14 protein-coding genes are annotated in these 14987 nt (G+C 65.8%); 6 read left to right on the top strand and 8 right to left on the bottom strand.

The features are described from left to right. Positions 1 to 15 precede the first annotated feature (15 nt). Both ACIGJG_RS00300 and ACIGJG_RS00295 read right to left on the bottom strand, forming a co-directional pair. Positions 16 to 1002 carry a Bug family tripartite tricarboxylate transporter substrate binding protein gene (locus ACIGJG_RS00300; protein ID WP_483672631.1) on the bottom strand — a complete coding sequence of 329 codons (987 nt, stop codon included), beginning with the start codon at positions 1000 to 1002 and terminating at the stop codon, positions 16 to 18. Positions 1003 to 1080: 78 nt separating this feature from the next. Next, on the bottom strand, positions 1081 to 1365 hold the full coding sequence (locus ACIGJG_RS00295; protein WP_041679772.1) for a hypothetical protein: 285 nt from the start codon (positions 1363 to 1365) through the stop codon (positions 1081 to 1083). Positions 1366 to 1697: 332 nt separating this feature from the next. Between ACIGJG_RS00295 and ACIGJG_RS00290 the strand changes: the two genes are divergently transcribed. Then, positions 1698 to 2450: a hemerythrin domain-containing protein gene (locus ACIGJG_RS00290; RefSeq protein ID WP_483672630.1), complete on the top strand. Its 753-nt coding sequence runs from the start codon at positions 1698 to 1700 to the stop codon at positions 2448 to 2450. Here the strand turns inward: ACIGJG_RS00290 and ACIGJG_RS00285 are convergent, their stop codons facing one another. The 3 genes from ACIGJG_RS00285 to ACIGJG_RS00275 all read right to left on the bottom strand — a co-directional run bounded on the left by ACIGJG_RS00285 (position 2451) and on the right by ACIGJG_RS00275 (position 5765). After that, positions 2451 to 3827, bottom strand: a complete 1377-nt coding sequence (locus tag ACIGJG_RS00285) for a GAF domain-containing protein (protein WP_483672629.1) — start codon at positions 3825 to 3827, stop codon at positions 2451 to 2453. 23 nt (positions 3828 to 3850) lie between these two features. Then, positions 3851 to 4417 (bottom strand): hypothetical protein, encoded by a 567-nt coding sequence (locus tag ACIGJG_RS00280; protein WP_483672628.1) that lies wholly within the window; start codon positions 4415 to 4417, stop codon positions 3851 to 3853. Positions 4418 to 4505: 88 nt separating this feature from the next. Then, the gene (locus ACIGJG_RS00275) at positions 4506 to 5765 is read right to left on the bottom strand and encodes an MFS transporter (RefSeq protein ID WP_483672627.1); all 1260 of its coding nucleotides are present in this window, start codon (positions 5763 to 5765) and stop codon (positions 4506 to 4508) included. Positions 5766 to 5892: 127 nt separating this feature from the next. Between ACIGJG_RS00275 and ACIGJG_RS00270 the strand changes: the two genes are divergently transcribed. Beyond that, positions 5893 to 6720, top strand: a complete 828-nt coding sequence (locus ACIGJG_RS00270) for an AraC family transcriptional regulator (RefSeq protein WP_483672626.1) — start codon at positions 5893 to 5895, stop codon at positions 6718 to 6720. A gap of 221 nt (positions 6721 to 6941) precedes the next feature. On the opposite strand, the gene ACIGJG_RS00265 is transcribed toward ACIGJG_RS00270, so the two are convergent. From ACIGJG_RS00265 to ACIGJG_RS00255, 3 genes are all read right to left on the bottom strand, one after another. Continuing rightward, a complete protein-coding gene (locus ACIGJG_RS00265; RefSeq protein WP_483672625.1) occupies positions 6942 to 8165 on the bottom strand; it encodes a M20 aminoacylase family protein in 1224 nt (407 codons plus the stop codon). A 244-nt stretch (positions 8166 to 8409) separates the two neighbouring features. Further along, the gene (locus tag ACIGJG_RS00260) at positions 8410 to 9252 is read right to left on the bottom strand and encodes a fumarylacetoacetate hydrolase family protein (protein ID WP_140950898.1); all 843 of its coding nucleotides are present in this window, start codon (positions 9250 to 9252) and stop codon (positions 8410 to 8412) included. Then, a complete protein-coding gene (locus ACIGJG_RS00255; RefSeq protein ID WP_011296239.1) occupies positions 9249 to 9986 on the bottom strand; it encodes a GntR family transcriptional regulator in 738 nt (245 codons plus the stop codon). The genes ACIGJG_RS00260 and ACIGJG_RS00255 overlap by 4 nt, the downstream gene beginning before the upstream one ends. Before the next feature lie 180 nt (positions 9987 to 10166). On the opposite strand from ACIGJG_RS00255, the gene ACIGJG_RS00250 reads away from it, so the two are divergent. The 4 genes from ACIGJG_RS00250 to hydA all read left to right on the top strand — a co-directional run bounded on the left by ACIGJG_RS00250 (position 10167) and on the right by hydA (position 14987). Further along, positions 10167 to 11465, top strand: a complete 1299-nt coding sequence (locus ACIGJG_RS00250) for an MFS transporter (protein WP_011296238.1) — start codon at positions 10167 to 10169, stop codon at positions 11463 to 11465. A gap of 76 nt (positions 11466 to 11541) precedes the next feature. Beyond that, a complete protein-coding gene (locus tag ACIGJG_RS00245; RefSeq protein WP_483672624.1) occupies positions 11542 to 12735 on the top strand; it encodes a serine hydrolase domain-containing protein in 1194 nt (397 codons plus the stop codon). 65 nt (positions 12736 to 12800) lie between these two features. Continuing rightward, positions 12801 to 13529, top strand: coding sequence for a maleate cis-trans isomerase family protein (locus ACIGJG_RS00240; RefSeq protein ID WP_041679432.1), 729 nt, complete (start codon positions 12801 to 12803; stop codon positions 13527 to 13529). 36 nt (positions 13530 to 13565) lie between these two features. Further along, on the top strand, positions 13566 to 14987 hold the full coding sequence (hydA, locus tag ACIGJG_RS00235) for a dihydropyrimidinase (protein WP_224000892.1): 1422 nt from the start codon (positions 13566 to 13568) through the stop codon (positions 14985 to 14987).

The following is a 14987-nucleotide window of genomic DNA, read 5'->3' as shown; positions in this document are numbered from 1 at the left end:
TGCCGATGAAACAACTCAGTCAGCCTTGATGCCGGCTTCCTTGACGATGCGCGCGTTCTCCACGTATTCCTCGTGGATCGCCTTCGCGAACTGGGCGGGCGTGCCGCCGGTCGGCACCTCGCCGCCCTTGAGCAGGCGCTCATGCACGTCGGGCTCCGCGAGCGCCTTGTTCAGTTCGGCATTGAGCTTGTTGATGATCGCCACCGGCGTCTTGCCCGGCGCGAAGATGCCGAAGGTCGAGGTCAGGTTCGCCTTGGGATAGCCAAGTTCCGCGAGTGTCGGCACGCCGGCCATGCTCTCGATGCGCTTGGGCGCGCCCACGGCGAGCGCGCGCAGGCGACCGGCCTGCATGTGCTGCGTGAGCGCGGGGCTGGCATTGGTGCTCATCACCTCGAACTGGCCGCCGAGCGCGTCGTTCATCTGCTGGCCGGCGCCCTTGTACGGAATCAGCGTCAGTTCGGCTTTCGACTTCGCCTTCACCTGTTCCAGCACGACATGCCCGACCGTGCCGAGGCCCGACGTGGCCCAGCGCACCGAGCCCGGCTTGGCCTTGGCCTGCGCCACAAGATCCTGGAAGGTCTTGCCCGCGAAGCTCTGCGCGGCGACGATCAGCACCGGCGAATACATGACGCTCATGACGGGGGCCACGTCGCGCTGCGGGTCATAGTTGACATGGCCCACATGCGGATTGAGCGTGAGTGGGCTGGTCGAGGCAAAGCCGAGCGTATAGCCGTCTGGCGCAGCCTTGGCGACAGCGTCGATGCCGATGCTGCCGCCAGCGCCCGCCTTGTTCTCGACCACCACCGACGTTCCCATCTGCGCGGACAGCCGTTCGCCGAGCGCGCGCGCGACGGTGTCGCTGATCCCGCCAGTGGGATAGGCGACGATCAGCCGGATCGGGCGGCTGGGGTAATTGTCGGCGGCGGAGGCAGGCAGGGCTGCCGCCATAAGGCTGGCGGCGCCAAGCGCGGCCAGCAGGGACATGCGGGAAAGAAAAGCCATGACGGGTGCGGGAGATCGAAGGGCGCGGCGCACGGCCGCGTCGCGCTATGTTAGCTGATCGGCCCCAGCGCTTCCCGCTCAGCGTACCAGCGGGTGCTCCGGCACCCACGACACGAACAGTTCGTTGGCGCGGTCGTACAGGCGCCAGACCGTGCCGCAATCCCGGCAACAAAAGGTGAGCATGCTGTAGGGAACGCCGGACGAGCTCTGGCTGACCACCGGTGCGGTATTACGCAGCGCGAGGCAGGACGGCGGCTCGCGGCGCCGCGGATCGGCCGCCAGCGCCAGACAGCGCTCGCAGGCCGGAACTGAGGGGCACGGAGAAACAGGAGGTGGGGGTACGGCAGACGTCATGCCCGCCATGATGCCGCAAAACAGCGACATACTGCGTCTCGGTCGCTTTGAATTTGGCTCGCGATCCTGCTGCGTCTCATACGCCATTTTGATCGCATCTATCGCCGATGCGCGCGCATGCGCACAGCAGCATCGCGTGGTCCGCTGTCATTCGCGTGGATTCGCGCAAACCCGCGCTTTAAGGAACAGTTAAGATTTCCTGAGCGAACTTTTACGAACCTGCCTGGGCGCTGCTACCTAGACTGCCTTTCACACGGCGTCCGCATCGGCCTGAGGACGCCGGACTGATTGATTGCAGGCCGCCCCGGCACCGCAGGTGCCCACAAGGAGACAGGTTCATCATGGCAGTCACTGGCAATACCCACGGCTTCGCGCAACAAGACCAAGAGGCACAACAGGCGCCGCGCTTTGACATTTATGTGCGCATCCACAAGGCGCTGCGCGCTTTCATGGCCGACACGCTGCTGCGCGTGGGCCGCACCGACACCGACGACGAAGCCGAACTGCGCGGCTCGCTGAGCCAGGTACGGGACCTGCTCTCGGCCTGCGAGCAGCACCTGCACAAGGAAAATGACTACGTGCACGCCGCGATGGAAGCGCGCGTGCCCGGCTCGACGACCCGCATCGCGCACGAGCACGAAACGCATATGGCCGAGATCCGCGCGCTGCGCGCACTGACCGACCGTGTCGGCGCGGTGCCTGCCGCGCGCGCCGATGCCATCCGCGAGCTGTACCGCCAGCTTTCCCTGTTCGTCGCCGAGAACTACGAGCACATGCATTTCGAGGAAACCCGGCACAACGCCGTGCTGTGGGCCAGCCATACCGATATGGAACTGCTCGACATCGAAAACCGCATCGTCGCGTCGCTGCCGCAGGAGACCGTCGGCGTGATCGCGCGCTGGATGCTGCCGAACGTCACGCCAGCCGAGCGCGCGCTGATGCTGGCCGGTATTCGTGATAACGCCCCAGCCGAAGCCTTCACCGGACTGCTCGACGTCTGCCGCACACTGCTGCCGATGCCGGACTGGATGAAGCTCGCGCGTGCGTTGGGCCTGCCTGCGGGGCCGACTCAGGCCGTCTGGGCGGCGGGCTGATCAGCCGCCGCGCTCCACATGCTCGATCCGCAGCGGCCGCGCCACGCGCAGCGCAAAGCGGCCGCGCCCGGTGCGCTCGATGCGCACACTGGCATTGCGCTCCACCAGGCGGCGCGCCAGCAGCACAAGCCGCGCTTCGAGGTTGTCGCTGATATCGGGCAGGCCGAGCGCCGGATCGAGCCGCAGTTCGCGGTTGGTGAAGGCCTCGCGCCCGGCGTGCAGGTAGTCGCACACCAGTCGGCGGAAGATGGCGCCAGCCACGCCCTTGATCAGGTAGTCGTCATCGAGGAAAACGCTGCCGTCGGCCTCGAAGTAGCGCACCAGTACAGGTTGCGGCGCCGGCGGCGGTGCGTCGCCCGATGCCTCGGCGCCGGCGGACTCGTCTGCCGCGGCATCGGCGCTGGCCTGCAAACCGCGCATGGCCTGGCCGAGCTGGGCGGCGAGCACCACGAGCGCGTCCTCGTCCTCGTAGGTAAAGCGCAGTTCCCGCTCGCTTTCGACAAACAGCACACCAAGCAGCGCGTTCCCCACGCAGACCGGCACGGCAAGCTGGCTGCCCGGCGCGGGCAATCCCGGCAGCGGGATCTCGGTATCGAGCCGTGCCGACAGGCCCGTGTCGATCACGCTGTCGCGCATCGCGCGGCTGTAGCTGCGGTCTGAAGTCATCTGCATGATGCGGATCGGCGTGCGTTCGCGCGCGGCCACGCCGATCACGCCCTCCCCCAGCGCGATCTCCGACCCCACGCCGGATTCCGCATAGCCGTGGCTGGCCACGGTGTAGAGCCGTCCGGCGCTTGCGTCATGCATGAGCAGCATCGCGTGATCGATGCCGAAGCCTGCCGCCAGACTGGCCATCGTGACATCGAAAAGCTGGTCGGTCTCGGTGCACGCTGCCAGCCGTTCGCTGACGCAGCGAAGCGCACCGAGCAACTGCCGGCGAGGCTGGTCAGACGGTGCGGGCAATCGCCCGCCGCCTGGCACGGCTTCGATCGCCGACACTCGGTACACATCCGCGCCCTGCAGCCGGAACACATTCTCCATGCCCGAATGTGAAGCGATGCCGGCCAGCCTTGCCTTCATATGTTCGAACAGCGGGCCAGAGGTTTCGGTGCGTAGGTAATGCACGGTCAGGCGGAACATCGCCGCGGTGTCCGGATGGATCATCAGCACGGTGCCGACCGGATTGGCCAGCACGTTTTCGCGCGTCTTGTTGAAGAACTGGAACGACAGCGCGACGTGCTCCGGGTCGACGAACTGCACGTGCGAAAGATAGGCGACGTTAGGCGTGCCGTCCGCCGCGCAGGTGGCCATCACGGCCGGAATCACGCCTTCGAGGCAATCGCGGATGTCGGTGGCGGTCAGCGGCAGGGCCGTCATGGCTGCGCGTATCGGCTTCCGGGTCAGGTGGCGGCCGGGCTCAGCGCCTGTCCGGCGTGCGCGCCTGGCGTCTGCTGGAACGCGTGCGTCGGCGTGAAGCTAACGGCGACGAGATCGTCATCCGGACAAGCGAGGAACGCGTGGGCCAGCGAGGCTTCATGACCGATCAGGTGGATTTCCTCGCCGAGCGCCTCGCGGTAGGCGGCGACGCGCGCGCAGTCGCCCGGCTGCAACGGCGTCTCCCTGGCGTCGAAGCCTTTGAGTTGCAGCGTGCGGTGCGTGGTGGGCTCGCTGAAGACCACGGCGATCGACCGGTTTGCGGCAATGTCGGCCAGCACTTGCTGTGACTGCGGGCGGCACAGGAACACGGTCACGCAGGCATCGTCGTCAGCGATGCGGAAACCGACCGCGCGCATCAGGTGCGGCGCCAGCGCGGCGTCGCGCGTGGCGGCGATCACCGATACGCGGCGCCCGAGCACGGCGGCGTGTCCGTCAGCGCGCAGCGCGGCGAGCGCCGACGGCGGCGCTGCAGGCATCTGCGTGGCTGGCGTCGATTCGGTGGAGGATGGCCGGCGTGCAGGCATAGTCATCCCAGTGTAGGAGACGCCGGCGCCAGTGAAAACGCCCCGCCAAGGCGGGGCGTCAGGGCGCTCTGTGCGCTGGCGCGCGTTAGCGCCGTCAGGCTGGCTTGCGCTTGCCGCCGAGGTCTGGCAGGAAAACCGCGAGCAGGCCCAGCAGCGGCAGGAACGCGCACAGCTGGTACACGGTCTGGATGCCATGCGTGTCGGCGAGCCCGCCCAGCACCGCGGCGCCGATGCCGCCCATGCCGAACGCGAAGCCGAAGAACATGCCCGACACCATGCCGACTTTGCCGGGAATCAGCTCCTGCGCGAACACCAGAATCGCCGAAAACGCCGAGGCCAGGATGAAGCCGATGATGAAGGTCAGCACGCCGGTCCAGAACAGGCCCACGTGCGGCAGCACCAGCGTGAACGGCGCGACGCCGAGGATCGACGCCCAGATCACACGCTTGCGGCCGATGCGGTCGCCGATCGGGCCGCCCAGGATCGTGCCGGCCGCCACCGCGAACAAGAATACGAACAGATAGATTTGCGCGGACTGGCGTGCCAGGCCGAACTTCTCCATCAGGTAGAAGGTGTAATAGGTGGTCAGGCTCGCCATGTAGAAGTACTTGGAGAACACCAGCACCATCAGCACCAGCATGGCCCGCACCACCACGCGCGTCGGCACCGGACTGGCCACGGCGCCGCCCGCCTTGCCCTTGCGTGCGCGGTGCGCGATCTGCTCCGCGTACCAGCCGCCGATCTTCCACAGCACCGCAATGGCCAACAGCGCTGCCAGCGAGAACCACGCCAGGCTCGCCTGCTTGTGCACGATGCCGGCGGCCAGCAGCGGCCCCATGGCGCTGCCGCCGTTGCCGCCGACCTGGAAGATCGACTGCGCCAGCCCGTGCCGCCCGCCCGAGGCCATGCGCGCCACGCGCGACGATTCCGGATGGAAGATCGACGACCCGGTGCCGACCAGCGCGGCCGCGACCAGCAGCACGCCATAAGTCGGCGCCACGGACAGCAGCAGCAGCCCGCCAAGCGTGAAGCCCATGCCGATCGCGAGCGAGCGCGGCTTCGGATGCTTGTCGGTGTACAGGCCCACCACCGGCTGCAGCAGCGATGCCGTGACCTGGTAAGTCATGGTCAGAAAGCCGATCTGCACGAAGCTCAAGTTGAAGCCGCCCTTCAGCATCGGGTAGATAGCCAGGATCAACGACTGGATCATGTCGTTGAGAAAGTGCGCGAAGCTGATCGCGTACAGCACGCGGTAGCCCGTACGCTCGGCGGCGTGTTCGGTCTTGGCGGCGGGAGTGCCGGAAATGCCGGAAACGCCGGAAGCGGCGGAACCGGAGTCGATGGTAGTGCTCATTGGCGGTCTCGACAGGACAAAACGACGAACCAGGGGGGCGCTCGCCGGGACGGTGTGAGAGGCGATGCTAACTGGCTGAAGCGCGCCTGTCCTGCGAGAATAGGTATGCAACCTTGGAGAAAAGGACATGCCTGCCTCCGGCACTCGGAAGCCTGCGCCACCGGAAGTCCGGGTGCTGGGCGACACGTACACGAATCCGCCACGCTATGTGCACTTCGACCGTGGCCCCATGCCGGTCACGGCGATGGCGGCGGACTACCAGCCCGGCGATGTCACCGCCCGGCACCAACATCCGCACGCTCAGCTGATCCATGCCGTGCATGGTGTGATGGTGGTCAGCACCGCCGAAGGACAGTGGATCGTCCCGCCCACGCGCGGCATGTGGATGCCCGGCGGCACGATGCACTGGATCCGCATGGTGGGACAGGTGCAGATGCGCACCGCCTATGTCCGGCCGGATGCCGCGCCCGACCTGCCGGGGCACTGCACGGTGCTGGGCATCTCGCCGCTGCTGCGGGAATTGATCCTGGCGGCGATCGAAGTCCCGCTGCCCTACACAGCCGATTCGCGCGATGGCCGCCTCATGCAGCTGCTGCTGGATGAGGTGGTGCTGGTGCCTACCCTGCCCCTGCACTTGCCGCATCCGGCGGACGGCGGCCTGCGCCAGATCTGCGATGCCATCGTCGCAGAACCTGATACGCAGTTGACGCTGGCGGACTGGGGTGAGCGTTTAGGCCTGGATCCCAAAACTATCCAGCGCCGCTTTGCGCGGGAAACCGGGATGACGTTCGGGCAGTGGCGACAGCAGGCGCGGTTGCTGGCGGCGCTGGAGAGGCTTGCAGCCGGCAGCAAGGTAGTGGATGTGGCGCTGGATCTCGGATACGAGAGCCCGAGTGCGTTTGCGACGATGTTCAAGAGGCAGTTCGGCGTACCGCCGAGCGCATTTTTTCGTTAAGTTTTCGCTAAGAAGACCGGCCACAACAAAAAAAGGGCGTCGCCGTACGCCAGCGCTCGGTTTGCTTTTCTCTCCCCTTGATCGGCGCCTCGCGCTGGGCCGGCTCCGCGGTCGCCTTTCTTGCTTCTTCTTTGGCGAGACAAAGAAGAAGTAGCCTCCGAAGGAGGCTATCTTGGGGCGCTAAAGCCATGATGCCGCATGCAGCATCGCAAACAGCGAGGTCACCTTGCCAGGTAGCGCTCCACCAGTCTGGTCCAATAGGCCGCACCTACCGTCAGGTTCTCGTCATTGAAGTCGTACGCCGGGTTGTGCAGCAGGGGCTGATTGGCACCATTACCGAGCCGCACGAAACAGCCCGGCCTTTGCTGCAGGTAATACGCGAAATCCTCGCTGCCCGTGATCCGGGCCGCTTGCGAAACTACCTTGTCGGCACCGACCAGTTCCTCCGCGATCTGACGCGCGAATTCGGTTTCCCGTTCGCTGTTGATCAGCACCGGATAGCCATGCACATAATTCACTTCCGCCACGGCGCCATATCCCTCCGCGTGCGCGATCGCCATCTGCCGGATGCGCGTTTCCAGCGAAGCCCGCACATCCGGGCTGAACGAGCGCACGCTGATCTCCATGCGCGCGCTGTCCGGGATCACATTAGGTGCATGGCCCGCGTGCAGCGTGCCGATGGTGACCACCGCGGTTTCATTCGGATCCACATAGCGCGAAACCACCGACTGCAGCGCCATCACCAGGCTGCCGGCAACGAGAATCGGATCGACCGACTGGTGCGGGCGCGCCGCATGCCCCCCCTTGCCGCGAATGGTAATGGTCACCGTGTCGCAGGCCGCCATGAACGGTCCCGAGCGGAACAGGAAATTCCCCTGCTCCACGCCCGGATGGTTATGCAGGCCGAAGATGGCATCGCACGGAAAGCGATCGAACAGTCCATCGGCCAGCATGCGTTCCGCACCGCCGCCAGCGCCGATTTCCTCGGCCGGCTGGAAGATCAGGTGTACGGTACCGTTGAAGTTAAGCGTGCGCGCCAGCTGCTTTGCGGCGCCGAGCAGCATCGTGGTGTGGCCGTCGTGACCGCACGCGTGCATGCGCCCTTCGTTGACGCTCGCGTATGGCAGGCCGGTCCGCTCATGAATGGGCAATGCATCCATGTCCGCGCGAATGCCAACGCTGCGCCCCCCTGTCCCCGCCTTCAACGTGCCGACCAGCCCGGTCCCGCCGACGCCGCGCGTGACGGTGTACCCCCAGCCTTCGAGCAGGCTGGCAACGAGCCCGGACGTGCGGACTTCGTCGAACGCGAGTTCTGGATTCTGGTGAATATTGCGCCGGATGGCTTCGAGTTCGTCGCGGCTGTCGAGGGTATCGGCCAGCGCGCAGAAGCGGCGCTTCAGAGAGGTACCGAGGTAAGACTCGATCTCGGGGGCGTGCTCGGACATGGCATTGCTCTTCTGGCAGAGACTGCGGGACGGTCAGTGCGCCGTCCTTATAAACAGTATTTCACGCAGAAATCGCAAACGGAAAGGCCAATAGCCGAATAACTGTAAATCGATGTAATCCGGCCCTTTTCAGCACCGGAACTGTTGCTCTCATGGCACGCTTTGTATGGAAACCCAACGGTTTGTATAAAAGCGTTTCGATGGGGAACCTTGGCGGGCGCCTTGTACGCCCGCCCTGCGCACATCACTCGTACGCGACGACCTTCTGCGTCTGCACGCCAAGCCCTTCAATGCCGAGCCGCATCGTGTCGCCGGCCTTCAGGAAGCGCGGCGGCTTGAAGCCCATGCCCACGCCCGGCGGCGTACCCGTGGCGATGAGGTCGCCCGGTTGCAGCGTCATGAAGCGGCTGACGTAGCTGACCACCGTGGCGACGTCGAACACCATGGTCGAGGTGCTGCCTTTCTGTACGCGCTCGCCATTGACCTCCAGCCACAGACCAAGCGCCTGCGGGTCAGCCACTTCGTCGCGCGTCACCAGCCACGGGCCGACCGGACAGAACGTGTCGCAGCCCTTGCCCTTGTCCCAGGTGCCGCCACGCTCGATCTGGAACTCGCGCTCCGACACATCGTTGACCACGCAGTAGCCCGCCACGTGGCTCAGCGCGTCCTCGCGCGTGACATTGCGCGCGGTCGTGCCGATCACCACGCCTAGCTCGACTTCCCAGTCGGACTTCAGCGAACCGTGCGGCAGCATCACGTCGTCGTCCGGGCCGTTGAGCGAGCTGTTGGCCTTCAGGAAGACGATCGGCTCGGCGGGCAGCGGCATGCCGGCTTCGGCGGCGTGGTCCGCATAGTTCAGGCCAATCGCGATGATCTTGCCGATACCGGTCCAGGGCACGCCAAAGCGCGCGCCCTCAACGACCGGCAACTTGCCGGCGTCCACCTGCGCCAGGCGCGCGAGCGCTTCCGGCGAGAGCTGCGCCGCATTGATGTCGGTCACCACGCCCGACAGGTCGCGTACCTTGCCCTGCGCGTCGATCAGGCCCGGGCGCTCGGCGCCGGGCTGGCCAGTTCTTACCAGTTTCATTGTTTTCCCTTCGATGGATTGGCTTGGCGGACGGCCTCGCCTGCGAGCGAGCGCGCGACCACGGTCAGCACTTCTTTGGCGGTGTTCTCGGAATGCCGGCGCAGCACCTGCGCCAGCCGCGGACAGCCGGGCTCGCGCAGCGCGGCCATGATTTCCTCATGTTCCTCATGCGACTCCTGCCAGCGCAGCGAATCGGCATTGGCGGCGCCGCGCGCGCGGTGCACCTTGCTCATCAGCGCGGCATACACGTTGGCCAGCACCGGATTGGCCGCGCCGTCGATGATGAGCTGGTGGATTTCCTGATTGATGCGGAAATAGTCGGTACGGCGGCCCGCCGCGTGCGCCTCGATCATGGCCTGGTGCCGGCGCTCGAGCTTGGTCCGCCCCGCATCGGTCAGCCGCTGCGCGGCCAGTTCGCCGGCAGTCGCCTCCAGGCCGTGCAGCGTTTCGAACGTCGCCCGCAGTTCGTCCAGGTCCAGTGGCGCGACACGGTAGCCGATGTACTGCCGATGCAGCACCAGCCCTTCGGCCACCAGCACCTTGAGCGCCTCCCGCAGCGGCGTCTTCGAGACATCGAACGCCTCGCAGAAGGCCCGCTCGTCGATGCGTTCGCCGGGCGGCAGTTCGCCCTCTTCAATCATCGTGCGCAGGCGCGCCGCGATCTCGGCGGACATGCCCAGCGTGCGCAATCGGGCGGTTTTCGGAAGCGTTTGTGTCACGGACGTCACCAGCATGGGGAATTTGCACCATTCGAAGGCTATCACACCCGGAAATTGTGCAACCGTGCACACGTAAAATCAATGACTTACGAGAGTTGTAATTACAGATTACGTATCCTATACTCCGGCCAGTTGCGCGACACCTACTACAAACGCCTCAACCGAAGGACCTACGGAGCAAGGAGACACCTCGTCATGCAAACGACAAGCCAAGCCGGCACCCTCACGGCCACGCGCAGCAGCGTGCGCTGGAAAATCTTCCTGATGATGCTGATGCTCGTCGCGATCAACTACATCGATCGCGCCTCGCTGTCGGTGGCCATGCCACTGATTGCCAAGGAATTCGACCTCAGCCCCGCCATGCAGGGCCTGATCCTCAGCTCCTTCTTCTGGACCTACGCGTTCATGCAGATCCCGGGCGGGATGCTGGCCGACAAGTACAAGCCGCGCATCGTGATCGCCTGCGCCACCGTGTTCTGGGGCTTCTTCCAGGCGATCGCGGCGGTCTGCACCAACGCCACCTCGCTGCTGCTGACCCGGCTCGGGCTGGGCGCGGCAGAAGCGCCGATCTACCCGGCCGGCGGCAAGCTCAACGCCATCTGGATGACGCAGAACGAACGCGGCCGCGGCGCCACGCTGCTTGACGGCGGCGCACCGCTGGGCGCGGCGCTCGGCTCGCTCATCATCGCCGGGCTGATCAGCGAACTCGGCTCCTGGCGCATGTCGTTCGTGGTCGCTGGCGTCGGCACCGTGCTGGCCGGCTTCGTGGCGTGGTGGTACATCCGCAATTCGCCGCGCGAACACAGCGGCGTCAATGAACTGGAAGCGCGCCACATCGAGGAAGCGCATGCCCGCGAGCACAGCGCCGAGCCGACCAACCTGTCCGGCCGTTCGCTCGACTTCTTCAAGTACCGCTCGGTGTGGTGCATGGCCATCAGCTGGATGTGCTTTAACGCCGTCTTCTACGGCCTGCTGACCTGGATGCCCACCTACCTGAGCAAGGCACGCGGCTTCGACCTCAAGACGATGGGCGGCGCGAGCTTCCTGATCTTCATGAGCGGCTTCGTTGGCGAACTCGTCGGCGGCTGGATTGCCGACAAGTGGAAAGAAGCCGGCGGCCGTCCCAATGTGGTGATGCGCACGCTGTTCGGCATTGCAGCCGTGGTCGCCACTGTGTCGATCTTCTCGGTGGCCTATGTCACCGATGCAGTGGCCGTGGTGGCGCTGCTGTCCTCCACCCTGTTCTTCCTGCGCTGGTGCGGCCTGTTCTGGTCGGTGCCGTCGATGCTCGGCACGCGCAACAAGATCGGCTTCCTGGGCGGCGTGATGAACCTGGGCGGCAACATCGCCGGCATCAGCGTGCCAATCATCGTCGGCCTGATTGTGCAAGCCACCGGCTCGTACTTCCTGGCGCTGATGTTCTTCGCCGCCTGCGGCGTCGGCCTGCTGTTCGCGTCGACCAACATCGACTACGAGACCAAGATCCCGGTCTGACGACCTTCCCCCAGCAACGCTGTATCCGCCGCGCCGGTCCGTCCGACGGTCCACGCGGCGGTGGAGGAGACACACCATGACCCGCATTTCCCGCCTGCTGGCCGGCGCCGTGCTTGCGCTGGGCGCCCTGCAAGTCCACGCCGCTCCGGCGGCGCCCGCTCGCCCGGCCGATGGCATTCCGAGTGCGCAGCCTGAAGCGGTCGGCGTCGATTCAGCGAAACTCGTTGCGCTGTCCGAATGGATTCGCCGCGACAAGCTCGACGTGCGCAGCCTGCTCGTCATCAAGGACGGCAAGCTCGTGTTCGAGCGCTACGGCGACGGCCTCTCGCGTGACTACAACCACGAGTTGTACTCCGTCACGAAATTCATCAGCGCACTGCTGGTTGGCACACTGGTCGGCGACGGCAAGCTCAGCGCCGAAGACACGCCCGCGCAGCGCCTCGCGGCTGCGCGCCCCGACCTGGCCCCTGCTCTCGCCGACAAGAAAGCAATCCAGCTGCGCCATCTGATGTCGATGTCGAGTGGCCTGTCGTACAAGCTTGTGGAAGGCACCGACACGCTGTACTACGGCGTGCCCGACCGGCTCAAGGTCGCGGCGTCCGCCAGCGTGCGTGTCGCGCCCGGCAAGGAGTTCGACTACATCGACGTGAACCCGGTGCTGGTCGGCGCCACCGTCAGCCAGGTCACGGGGCTGCCCGAACAGCAATACGCCGAACAGCGCCTGTTCAAGCCGCTCGGCATGCAGCACTACCGCTGGGACGGCGCCGACGGCAAGGGCGCTGTGTCCGGCGGCTGGGGCCTGCGCCTGCGCTCGATCGACATGGCGCGGCTCGGCATGCTGATGCTGAACCAGGGCCGCTGGAACGGCCAGCAGGTCGTGCCGGCCTCATGGGTCGCGCGCATGACCACGCCGTCCGGCCCGGCGCCGGACTACGGCTTCTACTGCTGGATCAACAACATCGTGAAGAGCGAGCGCGAGTTCAGCGCCATGGGCTACAAGGGCCAGTTCATCACTGTGCTGCCCAGGCAGAACGCCGTCGTCGTGATGAACAGCATCATGTCCACGCAAGGCGGCCTGCGTGACGCGGCGTACCTCGACCTGTACCGGCGCATGGTGAACGACTACGTGCTACCCGCGCTGCAGGCCGGCAATACCGTGCATCCCGATGCAGCCCGGCAGGCCGCGCTGCAGAAGGAGCTCGAACTGGCACGCACGAGCCAGCGCGTGCCCGGCACCGCGCTCGCCTTCAACGACAAGCCCGAACAGTAAGCCACTACACAACAACTTGCGAGACGCCGATGACGGCGTCCGCACCACTCCTGAGAACACCTCCAATGACCAAGCAAATCCGCCTCGGCATGCTGACGCCGTCTTCCAATACCGCGCTCGAACCGATTACCAGCGCGATGGTCAGCGGCTTGCCCAACGTGAGCGCGCATTTCTCGCGCTTTACCGTTACCGAGATCTCGCTGCGCGACCAGGCACTGGGCCAGTTCGATCTCGAGAAGATCCTTGCCGCAGCGCGCCTGCTGGCCGACGCGCGTGTCGACGTGATCGCGTGGAACGGCACCTCGTCGGGCTGGCTCGGCTTCGACAAGGATGAAGCGCTGTGCAAGCAGATCACCGAAGCCACCGGCATCCCCGCCACCACCTCGGTACTGGCACTGAACGAAATCCTCGAAAAGACCGGCGCGCGCCGCTTCGGCCTGGCCACGCCGTACCTCAATGACGTGCAGCAGCGCATCGTCGCCAACTACGCGCGCAGCGGCTTCGATTGCTCGCTCGAACGCCATCTGGAACTGCACGTGAACTACAGCTTCGCCGAGGTCGAGGAAGACACCATCCGCACCATGGTGCGCGAACTCGCCAAGGACAAGCCGCAGGCCATCACCACGTTCTGCACCAACCTGCGCGCCGCGCACCTGGTGGAAGCGCTGGAAGCCGAGACCGGCATTCCCGTGTACGACACCATCTCCACCGTGGTGTGGAAGTCGCTGCGCCTGGCTGGCGTCGACACGCGCGCGCTGACCGGCTGGGGTCGTCTGTTCCGCGAAGTCCAGTAAGGCAGAGTACAGAGGCAACGAACCGGAGTCATGACCATGCCCGCAGACAACAACCTAGACCTGGTGATCCGCAATGCCGACGTGGTCACCGCTTCGGACCGCTTCCAGTGCGATATCGGCGTGCGCGACGGCCGCATCGTCGCGCTCGGCCACGGCTTGCCGCAAGGCAACCGTGAAGTCGATGCCACCGGCCTGCTCGCGCTGCCCGGCGGCGTCGACGGCCACTGCCACCTGGACCAGCCCATGCCCGACGGCATGCGCATGGCCGATGATTTCTTCACCGGTACGCGCGCGGCTGTGTGCGGCGGCACCACCACGGTGATCCCGTTCGCCGCGCAGGAAAAGGGCGCTTCGCTCAAGGCCGCGGTGGCGGACTACCATCGCCGCGCCGAAGGCCGCGCCGTGATCGACTACGCGTTCCACCTGATCGTGGCCGACCCAACCCCCACTGTGCTGCAGGACGAACTGCCCTCGCTGATCCGCAAGGGCTATACCTCGTTCAAGGTCTACATGACCTATGACGACCTCAAGCTGTCGGATCGCGAAATGCTGGAAGTGCTGGACGTCGCGCGCGAACACAAGGCGCTTGTGATGGTCCACGCGGAAAACTCGGACTGCATCTCGTGGCTGACCGACAAGCTGACCGGCGAAGGGCGCATCGCCCCGCGTTTCCACGGGCTCGCGCGTCCCGCTCCGGTCGAGCGCGAGGCCACGCACCGCGCCATCACGTTCGCCGAACTCGTCGACGTGCCAATCCTGATCGTGCATGTGTCGGGCAAGGAGGCGATCGAGCAGATTCGCTGGGCGCAGGGCAGGGGACTGAAGATCCTGGCCGAGACCTGCCCGCAGTACCTGTACCTCACCGCGGACGACATGGGCCTGCCCGGCGACGATGGCTATGAAGGCGCCAAGTGCGTGTGCAGCCCTCCGCCGCGCGATCCGGAGAACCAGGCCGCCGTGTGGCGTGCGCTGGTGAACGGCGTATTCAGCGTGTTCTCCTCGGACCATGCGCCGTTCAATTACGACGATCCGGAAGGCAAGAAGCTTGGCGGTAGCACCGAGCATTCGTTCGATCACATTCCCAACGGCGTGCCGGGCATCGAAACGCGCCTGCCGCTGCTGTTCGACGGCGTCGCTCAGGGCAAGCTGTCGCTGCACCAGTTCGTCGAGCTGACCTCATACCGCCCGGCCAAGATCTACGGCCTGTATCCGCGCAAGGGCACCATTGCCGTCGGCGCCGATGCGGACATCGTGCTGTGGGATCCGGCGCGCAAGGTGCGCATCACCAACAGCGCGCTGCACCATGCGGTCGACTACACGCCGTATGAAGGCATCGACGTCACCGGCTGGCCCGTGACCTGCTTCTCGCGCGGCGACATGCTGGTGCGCGATGGCGAGTACCTGGAGCCCGCAGCCGGACGCGGCAGGTTCCTCGAAGCCGGCCAACCCGAGGTCTGA

It is taken from the genome of Cupriavidus sp. C1SS-2L (assembly GCF_057073735.1).
The sequence above is the reverse complement of the archived record's forward strand: the minus strand, read 5'-3'. Positions and strand labels throughout refer to the sequence as shown.